A 13767-nucleotide genomic window follows, 5' to 3' on the forward strand; every position below is an offset into this window, starting at 1 on the left:
AATGGCAGGAGAAACCAACTATAAAATTTTGAAAAAAGAAAAAATAGCTAAACTTTTGGCTATTACACGCGGATAAATGGCGAAAGAAAAAGATCGAATCAAGAAAAACGTAAATATAGTTAATCGACGGGCTTCGTACGAGTATGAATTCCTGAGCAAATATATTGCGGGTATTATGTTATCCGGCACCGAAATTAAATCTATTCGGGAAGGCAACGTAAATCTGCAGGATGGATTCTGCACCTTTCTAGGAAATGAATTGTGGCTGCACCAGGTTACCATTGCTAAATACACCGAGGGTACTTATAATAACCACGAGCCAACCCGTGCGCGTAAGTTGCTGTTAAATAAAAAAGAATTAAATCAATTAAGTAAAAAGTCCGAAGAGCAAGGTCTTACTATTATTCCTATTCGTTTCTTTATAAATGAACGCGGTTTCGCCAAAGTAGAAGTAGCCCTGGCCCGGGGTAAAAAACTGTTCGATAAACGCGAAGACATTAAAGAACGTGATGTAAAGCGGGAGTTACAACGCGAACGATTTTAAATTAGACACTAGCCGTTAGATGCTAAAATTTATATTTAATATGATTAATTTTGATGGCAGGCTCTGATTAACACTGCCTGGTTATTCAAAGTCTAACGTCTAGTATCGAACATCTAACATCTAAATAGTGGATTACGGAATTTGTATTTTAAGTTTAGTACCTGTACGGGCCGAACCTTCTGATAAAAGTGAATTAGTAACGCAACTGCTATACGGAGAGTGCTATCAAATTATTGGTTCACAGGGAAACTGGCACCAAATTCAAATTGCGGCCGATAACTACCAGGGTTGGATTGATTTTAAACAGCATTGCTCGGTAACTTCCAATTATTTCGAGGAATGGAAAGCAGCGCAACATTCCCGGGCAGTAGATTTAGTGCAAACCATCAGCAGTCCCGAGATCCGCATTCCCATAATGATGGGGAGTGTTCTTCCTTTCTTTGATGGCATTAACGTTCGAATAAACAATCAAAAATATGTTTACAGTGGGCGGGCTACTAATAATACTTTGCCTTTTAAAATAAATTTCTTTACCAAAATGGCCAGAAGCTATTTGAAAACACCCTATTTGTGGGGAGGTAAATCCATTTTTGGTATTGATTGCTCGGGTTTGGTGCAGCAAGTGTATGGTATCTGCGGTTACACGTTTCCGAGAGATGCCTGGCAGCAAGTTTCGGTGGGCGAAGAAGTACATTTTGCGAATCAAACCCAACCCGGCGACCTGGCTTTTTTTGATAATGACGAAGGACGAATTATTCACGTGGGTATTATGCTGGAAAATCAGCAAATAATTCATGCGCACGGAGAAGTAAGAATAGACGTTTTAGATCATTATGGCATTTTTAACCACCAGCGAAAACGTTATACCCACCGCTTGCGCATCATAAAAAGAATTTTACCTGGGGCAAAATAAAACCTTCGGCTTTTTTGTTCTTAAATGTAGAACCTGCTATTGCTTAACTAATTAAAATTACGTAGGTTAGGTTAGCTTCTTACACGTTTATGGATCAGAAAGTACTCATTCTTAATCAAGATTATTCCGCTATTTCTCTTTGCAGTATTCATAAAGCTTTTATTCTACTATTCCTCGATAAAGCTGAATTAATAGAAAAAAGGACGGGCGCTTTACGTTCAATTAGTAAATCGTTTCCGATTCCATCTATTATTCGGTTACAACGATACGTAAATGTGCCTTATAAAGGCATTGCGCTTAGCCGCCAGAATATTATGCGCCGCGATCAGTTTCGCTGCTTGTACTGTGACTCTACCAAAAATTTAACCATCGACCATATTATTCCGCGGTCCAGAGGCGGAGAATCTAACTGGACCAACTTAGGCACCGCTTGTATGCGGTGTAATACCCGTAAAGGCGACCGTACCCCCGAAGAGGCGAACATGCAATTAAGGCATAAACCCAAAAGGCCAAGTTTAACTTCTTTTTTGGTTTTACATTCAGATACTATTGATAATAGCTGGCATACTTATTTGCGCACGAAAAATTAATAACTTCTGCTTTTTAATTCACTAAGGCCACTATTACTTTGTTTGCTATAAAAAGAAATGGTTACTATTTAAAAGAACCGGCCAAACTCTTCTAACCAAGGTTTGCCTTTTAAATTGATTGCATCGAATAAATTATCCTTTAAACTACATGTAACTAATATGTCTGATTTAGGGTGATAAGTTACTCTTCTCCTTCAAACTAGATTTTTATTTCTGCTAAAAATTTACTAATTTTGCCGTTCCGTTCAAAATGAATGGTTCCGGCTCCTCCGGAAATTTTATAATTAAATTACCGGTAGAAAGCTCGGCTGCCGGTTAGTATGAAAGAGCTGCTTTTTATGAGTGCAAATGATGATTTTGACTGGGACATGTTTGATTCCCAGAAGTTTGGTGGATCTTATTCTAAAGATCAAAGAGCCGAACTGGAAAAAATGTATGCCGACACCCTGAATACCGTTCAGGAAGAAGAGGTAATTAAAGGTACCATAGTGGGTATCACCGATCGGGATGTTATTCTGAACATCGGCTTTAAATCAGATGGGTTAGTTCCTCTTTCTGAATTCCGCGACCAACCTGATATTAAAATTGGGGACGAAGTAGAAGTATTTATCGAAGATCAGGAAGATCCAAACGGTCAATTAATTTTATCCCGTAAAAAAGCGAAAATTGTAAAAGCTTGGGATAATATTCACAAAGCTTTAGAAAACGATACTGTACTGGAAGGTTTAGTAAAACGCCGTACCAAAGGTGGTTTAATTATGGACCTTTACGGTGTAGAAGCTTTCTTACCAGGTTCTCAAATTGATGTGAAGCCAATCCGCGATTTTGATGTTTTCGTGGGTAAGAAAATGGAAGTGAAAGTTGTTAAAATCAACTCTGCTTTTGATAACGTAGTTGTTTCGCATAAAGTCCTTATCGAAAAAGATCTGGAGCAACAACGTCAAGGTATCCTCAACAACCTGGAAAAAGGTCAGGTACTCGAAGGAGTTATCAAGAACATGACCAACTTTGGGGTGTTCATCGACTTAGGCGGTGTAGATGGTTTATTGCACATCACCGATATTTCATGGGGTCGTATCAACCATCCGCAGGAAGTCCTGGAGTTAGACCAGAAAGTAAACGTTGTGGTTTTAGACTTCGACGAAGACAAAAAGCGGATTTCTTTGGGTATGAAACAATTAACTCCTCATCCGTGGGATGCTTTACCAGCTGACATTGAAGTTGGTTCCCGCGTTAAAGGTAAAATTGTTAACGTAGCCGATTACGGTGCTTTCTTAGAAATTCTGCCGGGTGTAGAAGGTTTGATTCACGTTTCAGAAATGAGCTGGTCTCAGCACTTGCGCAATCCGCAAGATTTCATTAAACAAGGCGACGAAATTGAAGCAGTTGTTTTAACCTTAGATCGCGATGAGCGCAAAATGTCTTTAGGCATTAAGCAATTAACCGAAGATCCTTGGACGAAGCAAGATGTATTAGAGAAATACGCCGTTGGTACCCGTCACACTGGTGTAGTTCGTAACCTGACTAACTTTGGCTTATTCATCGAATTAGAAGAAGGTGTGGATGGTTTAGTACACGTTTCGGATTTATCCTGGACCAAGAAAATTAAACATCCATCTGAGTTCGTGAAAGTAGGTGAAAACTTAGATGTAGTAGTTTTAGAATTAGATGTTCCAAACCGCCGTTTAGCTTTAGGTCATAAGCAACTGGAAGAAAACCCTTGGGATACTTTTGCAACCGTGTTCCATATAGGTTCTATTCACCGGGCTACTATCCTCGAAAAGAGCGATCGCGGTGCTGTTCTGGAGTTACCTTACGGAATTGAAGGATTTGCTTATCCTAAAAACCTGGTGAAGGAAGATGGTTCTGTTGCGGAAGCAGGCGAAATTTTAGACTTTAAAGTGGTTGAGTTCTCGAAAGAAGATCGTAAAATTACTTTATCGCACAGCAACGTTTTCCAAGATGCAAAAGAGGACGCTGCCAAAGCCGATAAGTTTAAGAAAAAGCCAACTCCGGCCACAGGTGTTACAGGTGGTCAGCAAGGTGTTAAACCTGCTGATATCAAGAAAAAAGAAGAAGTAAAATCTACTTTAGGTGATCTGGAAGCGCTTTCAGCATTAAGAGAGCAAATGCAGAACAACGAAAAAGAAGTAGGTACCCGCAAACTTCAGGCCGCTGCGGATGCCAGAGCCGCCGCTGATACTAAGTCGGATGAATCTGACGAAGCAGAAACGGAATAGTTTCGGTTTAAATTAAAATTAAAAACGCCCTGTTTGCAGGGCGTTTTTTTTATTCCATCTGGAAAGCAGATAGATAAGTGAATTGCATAATAAAAAACGATTTTCCGGGTCAAACCATTTTGAATCCCGTAAATTTATGTTTATGTTTGCACTCGCAAATACACGGTAACGTGGCCGAGTGGCTAGGCTCAGCTCTGCAAAAGCTGCTACAGCGGTTCGAATCCGCTCGTTACCTCTAAAAGGCTTGGTTTTAACCAAGCCTTTTTTGTTTAGTTAAAATGCTATTTATATATCAGCTATAAGCAGCTTATAAGGGCAGGAAAAAGTAAATTATAAGTTCTTTAAGGCATTATTTATCTTTAAGGCATTATTTAATCAATAATGCCTTTCTCTAAAGCAAATTTTACCAAAGCAGCCGTATTCTTTGCCTGAGTTTTTTCAATTAGATGCTGCCTATGCGACTCAATCGTTCGTTTGCTGGTAAAGAGTTTATCCGCAATTTCGGCATTCGTAAATCCCTCGGCAATTAATCTTAAAACTTCAATTTCCCGTTTAGATAAATCGCTGTGTTGCCGGCTACCATTCGTTTCTAATTTAGTGGTAGTGGTTTGTACTCTTTTTAATAAGTTAAGAGCAATCTCCGTACATATAAATTGATTACCAGCGGCTACGGTAATAATGGCGTAAATCATTTCTTCGCGGCCGGTATTTTTAAGGATATACCCTGAAGCACCAGAGTCCAGAACTTTCGATATGTAATTTTCATGATCCAACATGGAAAGAACAAGTACTTTCGTATTAGGATAATGTTCCCGTACATACTTTGTACCTTCAAATCCATCCATTAGGGGCATGTTTAAATCCATCAGAATTACATCTACCGGATTGTTAGGTAAAAAGTCTACCATCTCCAAGCCATTAGAAGCTTCTCCAACAACCATAATAGATGGTTCATCTTTTAATAAGGATTGAATTCCGTCCCGAATAATTTTGTGGTCATCTACTAGTAGTATTTTAATCATTTTAAAATAAGTATAAAGAGCTAAAAAAGAACAGTGTGAGATAGGAAATTAAAAAGTAAAATTAAAAGTAATTATATAAGCAACTCGACAAAAATTAATCTACTATCCTATGTGTTGGGATTGCAGTAAAAAGTGATTACCATTCCATTACGGATACGCACAAAAGTCTAACATCTACTATCTTGATATCTGTGTCTATTTACTTATATTTATTTAGTAATTGATCTTTTCTTGTTAGAAAGAAGATACGTCACAGGCTCAGTTAATAAGATTATATAATTTATTAAATACTTATTACTGAAATAAATAGAAATTTGTTATCCTCAACCTAGGACCGGATATCACAAATGTAAATTTTCAGTATTTATACAATAAAAGTATAAATACTGATTTAATAGCTATTTACACGGCATTTGATAATTACGTAAATTATCGGCTTACTTATCTGAGTAAATAACAGACATTTACTACCGGCTACTAATAATTTAGTAACTATAAGAGCATTAATAAACAAAATTATCCTTTTCAGAAACTTAGGATGAAAATATAGAATGGAAGTAAATACTAACTTAAGCCGGGATCATTTACTAATTACTATATCTGGTAGTGTAGATTCTGATACCCTTGCTTCTTTAAACAAACAATTAGACCAATGCTTAGAAACGGAAGCTCCGGCTGTTCTTGTTAATTGCGAAAGCTTAACTCATGTTTGTATAGCTGGTTTACGCTCCTTGCTGCATTATCAAAGATTACTTCAAAATAAAAACAAAAGAATTATTGTATTTGGGTTAAGAGATAAAATTCAATCAGTTTTTTTTGAAACAGGTTTAGACCGTTTTATATCAGTTGCTTCTACTTATAATCAAGCCTTAAGCTTAGTTCGTCAACGATAAATTTAGATTTTAAACCTTTTGTGGTATTAAAAATAGTAATAGTTGATTTAGGCTTTTTCGCTGTTCTTATCTTGTTTGAATAAAATTCCTAAATCTTTTTAATCTGTATTTAAGTTTTTATTAAATTCTTTTTTATAAGTCAAGCACCTGTTTTAACAAGGCATTTACTGTTAAAATTTACAGGTTAAGCAAGCATTCGCGATTCAGTAGAAATACGGATGATTTTCATTTAAATACCAAATAGTCCTATTTGGTTATCTTTTCTCTCAAGGTTGCGTAATTTCATCTGCAAGCCAAAACGATTAACCTTGTATGACAAAAAAGCGGAAAGCGCTAGAGCAAAGTTCGGAATGCCCGACGCCTAAAGGAGTTTTAATTGCTATTGGAGGAAAGGAAAATAAAGGGCAAGCACCTGATGAAGGCTCCAATCAAGAAAATAACGCCAACTTTATTGAGCTTGGAATATTAACGTGTTTCAAAAAAGAACTGAAAGGCGATAATCCTTTAATTGCCATAATTCCAACTGCCAGTTCACAACCGGAAGAATCTGCGCAAGATTACATTAAGGCTTTCGCGGAACTAAACCTGACTAATGTAAAGGTTGTGGATATTCGTTGCCGGGAAGATGCTAGTAAACCCGAATACCTGGATCTGATTGAGCAGGCTAAAGGCGTTATGTTCACGGGGGGGGATCAATTACGCTTAACTGCCATTTTTGGCGGTACAGATTTCCTGACGATTATTAAAAACAGGTATACCTACGATTCTATTGTAATTGCTGGTACCAGTGCGGGAGCAATGGCCTTATCTACCCCCATGATTTACGAAGGGGCAAGTGCCGATAGTGGTATTCTGAAAGGAGATGTGCGAATTACTACCGGACTGGAATTTATGAAAGATGTTGCCATTGATACTCATTTTATTGCCCGGGGCCGGATTGTGCGTATGGCGCAGGCAGTAGCTACTAACCCCGGGTGCATTGGTATTGGTTTAGAAGAAGATACGGGCATTATTGTACGGGATGGCAGGCTTATAGAAGTAATAGGGAGCGGTTTAATAGTAATTGTAGACGGTCATTTCTCCACAGAAACCAACGTACATATAGTACATACCGGTGCACCTGTAACTATTCGTAATTTAATTGTGCACATGTTAGGTAAAGGCGATCAATACGAAATTAATATTACAGATAGCTATCATAAATAAAGTGTATTACCAACAGATTTCGGCTATATAATCATAATTGTAAAAATATTCCCATTCATGGAAATCGTCGATTTAAGGATCATGCGTGGTCCTAATTATTGGTCCGTTAAACATCCTAAAATTATTGTTTTAAAAATTGCTTTACACGAATATAGTGGAGTGTTAACCAGCAACATACCTGGATTTGCTGACCGATTACAACAAATGTTTCCGGGTTTATATGAACACCGGGGTTCGGAAGGAGTAGAAGGCGGATTTTTTAAATTAGTAAGCGAGGGTGTCCGGATAACCTATGTTATTGAGCACATTGCGTTGGAATTGCAAAACTTGGGCGGAATGGATTGTGGTTTCGGTAGGACTATGCCCTCACCGGATAAAGACAAAGATTTCGTAATATTTTCTTACAGCGAGGAGCGGGCAGGTGAATATGCCGCACGAGCAGCGGTTAAGATTACCGAAGCTTTAATTAAAGGTACTAAATACAACCTGCAACGGGATGTAGATCGATTACACGAAATCCGGGAAGATGAGCACATTGGCCCGAGTACCTATTCCATTGTGTCAGAAGCGGTAAGCCGGAATATCCCTTATATTCGTTTAAATAAAAATTCCCTTATTCAGTTGGGTTATGGTGTTAACCAGAAACGCATTCAGGCTACAATGACCTGCCGCACTTCGGTTTTTGCCGCTGAGTTAGCGGGGGATAAAAATGCCACAAAAGATATGCTTCGGGAAGGAGGGGTGCCGGTTCCCCGGGGCACTACGGTTTACGATGCTGCCGAGTTGAAAGAAGCCGTGGCTGAACTGGGTTACCCCATTGTAACAAAACCTTTGGATGGAAACCACGGCAAAGGAGCAACCATTAACATAAAAAATTGGAAAGATGCTTTAAAAGGCTTGAACGAAGCTCAAAAATATTCGGAAGCCGTAATTGTGGAGCAGTTTATCGAAGGTTTTGATTTTCGATTATTAGTAATAAATAAAAAATTTGTAGCGGCGGCTAAACGTACACCGGCCATGGTAGTAGGAGATGGCATTTCTACTATTCAGGAGTTAATAGATAAAGTAAACGAAGACCCAAGGCGGGGAGTAGGCCACGAAAAAGTTCTTACCAGAATTAAAGTAGATAAACAAACCAATGCTATTTTAAGAGATAAAGACTTAACTACTAAATCGGTACTGCCAGCCGACGAAATATTGTATCTAAAAAGCACGGCTAATATCAGCACGGGTGGTACTGCCACCGATGTAACCGATATTATTGATCCTTATAATGTGCTAATGGCCGAGCGGATAGCCGGAATTATTGGCTTGGATGTATGCGGTATTGACGTAATGACAACTGATATTGCTATTCCTTTAAACGAAGCGCGTGGGGCGGTATTAGAGGTAAATGCGGCACCTGGTTTCCGGATGCACATTTCGCCTACCGAAGGCTTACCCCGCAACGTAGCCGAACCAGTTATAGATATGTTATTTCCCCGGGGGTGCCCTTCCCGGATCCCTATTATTGCCGTTACAGGTACAAATGGTAAAACTACTACTACCCGTTTAACTGCGCATATAATAAAATCGTGTGGCTACCAGGTAGGTTTTACTACTACAGATGGTATTTACATTCAAGACCGGTTGCTTGAAAAAGGCGATACGACCGGCGCTCTTAGTACCGAATTTGTCTTAAAAGATCCTACGGTAAACTTTGCGGTACTGGAATGTGCCCGCGGAGGAATGCTACGTTCTGGCCTGGGTTTTCAACATTGCGATGTAGGCATTGTAACCAATGTGGCCGCCGACCATCTAGGGCTTAAAGATATTCATACTTTGGAGGATATGGCTCGTGTGAAAGCTGTAGTTCCCAAAACAGTTAACCCAGATGGATACGCCATTTTAAATGCCGATGATAACTTAGTTTACGCTATGGGTAAAGAACTTAGTTGTAAAGTCGCCTACTTTAGCTTAGATGAGAACAATCCCCGCATTTTAAAACATATTGCCAGAGGAGGTTTAGCCGCAGTACTTGAAAACGGTTACATTTCCATATTTAAAAACAGTTACAAAATTCGGATAGACCGGGCAGCAGATATACCTTTAACTTTTGGCGGTAGAGCTCGGTTTAACATTGAAAACGTACTAGCCGCCATTTTAGCTGCTTACGCATCGCATGTAGCCGTTGATGATATAAAAACTGCCTTGCGAACCTTTATTCCATCGCCGGCTAAAACACCTGGCCGGATGAATTTATTTAAATTTCCGAACTTCGAGGTATTGGTAGATTATGCCCATAATGCTGCCGGTTTAAAAGCTATTGGTGAGTTCTTAAACAATACGCAAGCTGCCCGCAAAGTAGGTATCATTGCCGGAGTAGGGGATCGGCGTCCGGAAGATACCAGGGAGTTAGGTAGGTTGGCCGGAGAATTATTCGATGAAATAATTATTCGGCAGGATAAAGATTTACGCGGGGCAAATCCAGATGAAATTTTATATCATCTTAAGCAAGGAATAAATTACTCCGGAGAAAAAGACGTAAAAGTAATACCAGAAGAAATGCGGGCGATTGCTTATGCCTTGGAGAATGGTACCCGTGATTCTTTTATTTGCATTTTCTCCGAGGAAATATCCGAAGCCATTAAAATGGTAGAAAATTTTAGAGTTATCCAGGATCGCCGGGTATTAGTGGAATAATTCCTGGTAGAATTAAAAAGAAGGGGCCGGACAAAATAATTTGTCCGGCCCCTTCTTTTTAAATTAAGCTTGTATTTATTTTAAGGTAAAAGACGATTTACCAATCAAAACACCATCGGCGTATAGTTCAATGGTGTGCGCTCCCCTCTTATAAGCAGCCCCTTTAGAGTAAATAAACGAAACTGCTTGTTGGGTATTATCATATACTATATCGCGTTTAGCCGTAAAGAAGGTTTCTTGTCCGTCCAGCATAAATGTACCAGAACCTGTAGCTAAATTATAAACTGCGGCACCGTCTGGTTCAATTAACCGCATCAAAATTTCTTTACCTTCTTTTGGAGCAACATCGTTTTTAGCCAGCTTAAAAGAAACTTTAATTTTATCTACCCTTTTAGCCCGGTATTCGGCATCATTGTCTTCTTTTTCTTTACCACGTTTGTTTATAATATTAACCTGAATATTTTCGGCTTCTAGTCGTGATGCTAAAGCTACTTTTTCAGTTAAAGTAGTATTAGTAGATTTTAATGTTTTAAGAGTATCTGATAGTTGAGTGCTGGTGGTTTTAAGCTGAGTATTTTCGCCGTACAGAACCTGGTTATCCTCTTTCAATTTAGCAATTTCGGCATTCTTCTGCCTTAATTGATTCTCGAGGTTAGCCGCCCGGGCTTTAAACAAGCGCTGATCCTGTAAACTAAAAGAACTGTTCCGGAAAGATTGCAGTTTAGTTAAATCGGCATTAATAGAAGCAATACGGGATTCGAGCGAATCGTTGGCGAGACCTAAAGCCTGCAATTCCTGACTCTGACGTTCAAAATCAGCTTTCAGCGCCTCATAAACCTTAATTTGGTTTTCAAGTTCGCTGTTTTTTACCCGAATAATTTCTTCTTTTTCTTCTACCTGTTGAGTTTTTTGGTGTTGCATGTAAAAGAGAATGCCGTTAATAGTTAACAGCACAATAATTAACCCCACTACTAACAATTTTCGATTGTTGTTAGGATTATTTCCATCGGGTAAAGTTCCTGCCATTTTGCTCGTTGTTTTCTGTTCCATTAGTTAAAATTATGCAAGTTATACAAAAATAATCTTATATCATTCGAATACAAATATCCTTCAAAAATACTTCGGAGGATAGATCAGGTAGTAATAGCAAAAATTTCTCTTTTGTTATTTTGGTTCAATAACCTTGCCACTTGAAGATAAGATGAAGAGATTAAGTAAAAATTTAAGGAATAATGAATCTTGCTTTAGTACTATACCCAGCAAGTTTATTCAGTTTTAGACAAGAAAATGTTAAATTTTAATTGAAGTAAATCAGGAGTATTTAATAGGAAAAGCCTATACATTATACTTTCTGCTATACATTGAAATTACTTTCTATCTATTTTTTAGTAAACGATACCATCATTATTAATTCTTAGATAAGTGGCTTAAATATTTATTCTAATTCTTTAAAATAAAGTTTAATTAAAGCGTAAAGGTGTAAGTTTATTAATAGAGAAATACTTGTTTGCAGAAAGGCTTGTACCGAATATATTTAAATATCTTTGCTGGTAAGAATACTTCATTATTTTTTATCTGAAATAAAGAACACGGAAATGATATCTATTCCAAAATTAAAATACTCTAATTCTAATAATTTCTTCTTGATGGCGGGACCTTGTGCCATTGAAGGAGAAGATATAGCTTTTGAAATAGCAGAAAAAATAAAGAAAATAACGGATAAACTGCAAATACCCTGGATTTTTAAAGGTTCTTACCGAAAAGCAAATCGCTCCCGATTAGATTCTTTCACGGGTATTGGCGATGAAAAAGCTTTGCGTATTTTGCAAAAAGTAAGTCAGGAGTTTGAGGTGCCTACCGTAACGGACATTCATGAAACGGATGAGGCAGCTATGGCGGCGGAATACGTAGACGTTTTGCAAATTCCGGCTTTCCTGTGCCGGCAAACCGATTTGCTGGTAGCCGCTGCCCAAACGGGAAAGGTTGTAAACGTTAAAAAAGGCCAGTTCCTTTCTGGTGAGTCCATGAAATTTGCCGTTGATAAGATTGTAGGTTCCGGTAACCAGAACGTTATTTTAACGGATCGTGGTAATACTTTTGGTTACTCTGATTTGGTTGTAGATTTTCGGAATATTGCAGCTATGAAAGCCTACCAGGTGCCCGTAGTAATGGATGTAACCCACTCGTTGCAACAGCCCAATCAAACCTCTGGCGTTACGGGTGGTAAACCTGCTTTAATTGAAACAATTGCTAAAGCTGCTATTGCCGTTGGTGCCGACGGGCTATTTATTGAAACCCATCCTAACCCCAGAGTAGCCAAATCGGATGGAGCAAACATGCTACCACTGGATCAGTTAGAAGGTTTACTGGAAAAGTTGTTAAGAATCAGACAAGCCATTACAACTTAAACCCGAATAGTAAAGTGCTGTTTCGGTTGATTTTTCCGAAAAAAAATGAATCCTAAATAAAACAAGTCAATAGATATCATCACTTCGGGGTGTTTACAAATCTGTTTCCAGGCTTGCTGCATTTCTTTTGACCAGTAAATATCATCAAATACAAAAACGCTGTTTTCGGTGGACTTTGTCAGGCACCATTCAAAATAACGTAAAGTGGGTTCGTAACGATGGTTACCATCAAATAAAACAAAATCTACGGTATTTAAACCAGCTAATACAATTGGTAAGGTTTCATCAAAGTTGCCGGTTATTACTTCTACATTTTTGAGTTGAAGTTTTTTAAAAACTAATTCAGCTTGCTGAGCCAATGGAGAGCAGCCTTCTAATGTAAATACCTGCGCTTTCTTTTTAGCTGCTGCCAAATAAGAAGTAGTAAGGCCTAAACTGGTGCCAATTTCCAAAATGGTAACTGGTTGCTGAAAATTGACCAGACGAAAAAGTAATTGCGCTCTGCGGGGAGGGTTGGCCGTCGTACGGGCAATATGGCTTATGGTTTTAGTGCGCGTATTTTGGGTACGGGAACCCGCACCAAAATCGGTAATTAATACCTGCTTGTTATTTTTATAAAGACTTTGACGTATTTTCTCGATGGCCGGAAAAATACTAAAAGAGCCGGTATGAATAATTACCCGGTTATATAAATCGAAAACGAAGGGGGAGTGAATACCATGTAACCGGGTAGATTTAATTAAATGTATTACATAATAATATACCAGCCGGATTACAAACACGAATAAGGTAAAACTAATTTAATTTATAAGGTACAATTAACACAAATTCCGGAATATTCACGGTGAACAAACTTCCGTCTACCAGTCTTTCCATGGTGTAAGTACCGCGCATTTTACCTAAACCGGTTTTTAAGTTACATCCCGATACATATTCGTGCGATTCGCCTGGTTCCAGCACCGGTTGCTGACCTACTACACCTTCTCCTTCTACTTCGCGTACAACCGCATTAGAATCATAAATATACCAATGACGTCTTAGTAACTTTACGGTAAACTCGCTGTTATTCTCAATAATAATTTTGTAAGCAAAAACAAAATGCTGCTGCGAAGGGCTGGAATAATCAGGTAAATAATTGGTAGTAACCGTTATTTTTACTCCTTCTGTGGTGGTTGTATCCATATGGCGAGCGCTTTTGTTGGTAATTAACATTCAATTTTAGGCAATAGTTTTTGTAAAACAAGAAAATAGTAAAAAAATACTGTTTAA

General features: G+C 38.4%; 12 protein-coding genes and 1 tRNA gene. 9 read left to right on the plus strand and 4 right to left on the minus strand.

Annotated features, from left to right (window positions below; genetic code table 11):
* Positions 1–76: 76 nt before the first annotated feature.
* From smpB to HUW48_RS07945, 5 genes are all read left to right on the plus strand, one after another.
* Positions 77–544, plus strand: a complete 468-nt coding sequence (smpB, locus tag HUW48_RS07925; protein WP_182415168.1) for an SsrA-binding protein SmpB — start codon at positions 77–79, stop codon at positions 542–544.
* A 127-nt stretch (positions 545–671) separates the two neighbouring features.
* Entirely contained in the window at positions 672–1457 is a 786-nt protein-coding gene (locus HUW48_RS07930) for a C40 family peptidase (protein ID WP_246343773.1), read from the plus strand.
* 89 nt (positions 1458–1546) lie between these two features.
* Positions 1547–2047 (plus strand): HNH endonuclease, encoded by a 501-nt coding sequence (locus HUW48_RS07935; RefSeq protein WP_182415169.1) that lies wholly within the window; start codon positions 1547–1549, stop codon positions 2045–2047.
* Positions 2048–2385: 338 nt separating this feature from the next.
* A complete protein-coding gene (rpsA, locus tag HUW48_RS07940) occupies positions 2386–4287 on the plus strand; it encodes a 30S ribosomal protein S1 (protein WP_182415170.1) in 1902 nt (633 codons plus the stop codon).
* Positions 4288–4451: 164 nt separating this feature from the next.
* Positions 4452–4522, plus strand: a tRNA-Cys gene (locus HUW48_RS07945).
* Between the two features lie 136 nt (positions 4523–4658).
* On the opposite strand, the gene HUW48_RS07950 is transcribed toward HUW48_RS07945, so the two are convergent.
* Positions 4659–5309 (minus strand): response regulator transcription factor, encoded by a 651-nt coding sequence (locus tag HUW48_RS07950; protein WP_182415171.1) that lies wholly within the window; start codon positions 5307–5309, stop codon positions 4659–4661.
* 551 nt (positions 5310–5860) lie between these two features.
* Here HUW48_RS07950 and HUW48_RS07955 point away from each other — a divergent pair.
* From HUW48_RS07955 to cphA, 3 genes are all read left to right on the plus strand, one after another.
* Complete coding sequence (locus HUW48_RS07955; protein WP_182415172.1) at positions 5861–6202, plus strand: STAS domain-containing protein; 342 nt, start codon at positions 5861–5863, stop codon at positions 6200–6202.
* 312 nt (positions 6203–6514) lie between these two features.
* The gene (locus HUW48_RS07960; RefSeq protein ID WP_182415173.1) at positions 6515–7408 is read left to right on the plus strand and encodes a cyanophycinase; all 894 of its coding nucleotides are present in this window, start codon (positions 6515–6517) and stop codon (positions 7406–7408) included.
* Between the two features lie 57 nt (positions 7409–7465).
* Positions 7466–10090, plus strand: a complete 2625-nt coding sequence (gene cphA, locus HUW48_RS07965) for a cyanophycin synthetase (RefSeq protein ID WP_182415174.1) — start codon at positions 7466–7468, stop codon at positions 10088–10090.
* 75 nt (positions 10091–10165) lie between these two features.
* Here cphA and HUW48_RS07970 read toward each other — a convergent pair whose 3' ends face one another.
* A complete protein-coding gene (locus HUW48_RS07970) occupies positions 10166–11140 on the minus strand; it encodes a hypothetical protein (RefSeq protein ID WP_246343775.1) in 975 nt (324 codons plus the stop codon).
* A 545-nt stretch (positions 11141–11685) separates the two neighbouring features.
* Here HUW48_RS07970 and kdsA point away from each other — a divergent pair.
* Positions 11686–12498 carry a 3-deoxy-8-phosphooctulonate synthase gene (gene kdsA, locus HUW48_RS07975; protein ID WP_182415175.1) on the plus strand — a complete coding sequence of 271 codons (813 nt, stop codon included), beginning with the start codon at positions 11686–11688 and terminating at the stop codon, positions 12496–12498.
* Here the strand turns inward: kdsA and HUW48_RS07980 are convergent.
* Positions 12495–13280 (minus strand): O-methyltransferase, encoded by a 786-nt coding sequence (locus HUW48_RS07980; RefSeq protein WP_246343776.1) that lies wholly within the window; start codon positions 13278–13280, stop codon positions 12495–12497. The two genes, kdsA and HUW48_RS07980, sit on opposite strands and share 4 nt — an antisense overlap.
* Before the next feature lie 13 nt (positions 13281–13293).
* Positions 13294–13680 (minus strand): Co2+/Mg2+ efflux protein ApaG, encoded by a 387-nt coding sequence (apaG, locus tag HUW48_RS07985; protein ID WP_182415176.1) that lies wholly within the window; start codon positions 13678–13680, stop codon positions 13294–13296.
* Positions 13681–13767 lie beyond the last annotated feature (87 nt).

The organism is Adhaeribacter radiodurans (assembly GCF_014075995.1).
In the GTDB taxonomy this organism is placed as follows: Bacteria; Bacteroidota; Bacteroidia; order Cytophagales; family Hymenobacteraceae; genus Adhaeribacter; species Adhaeribacter radiodurans.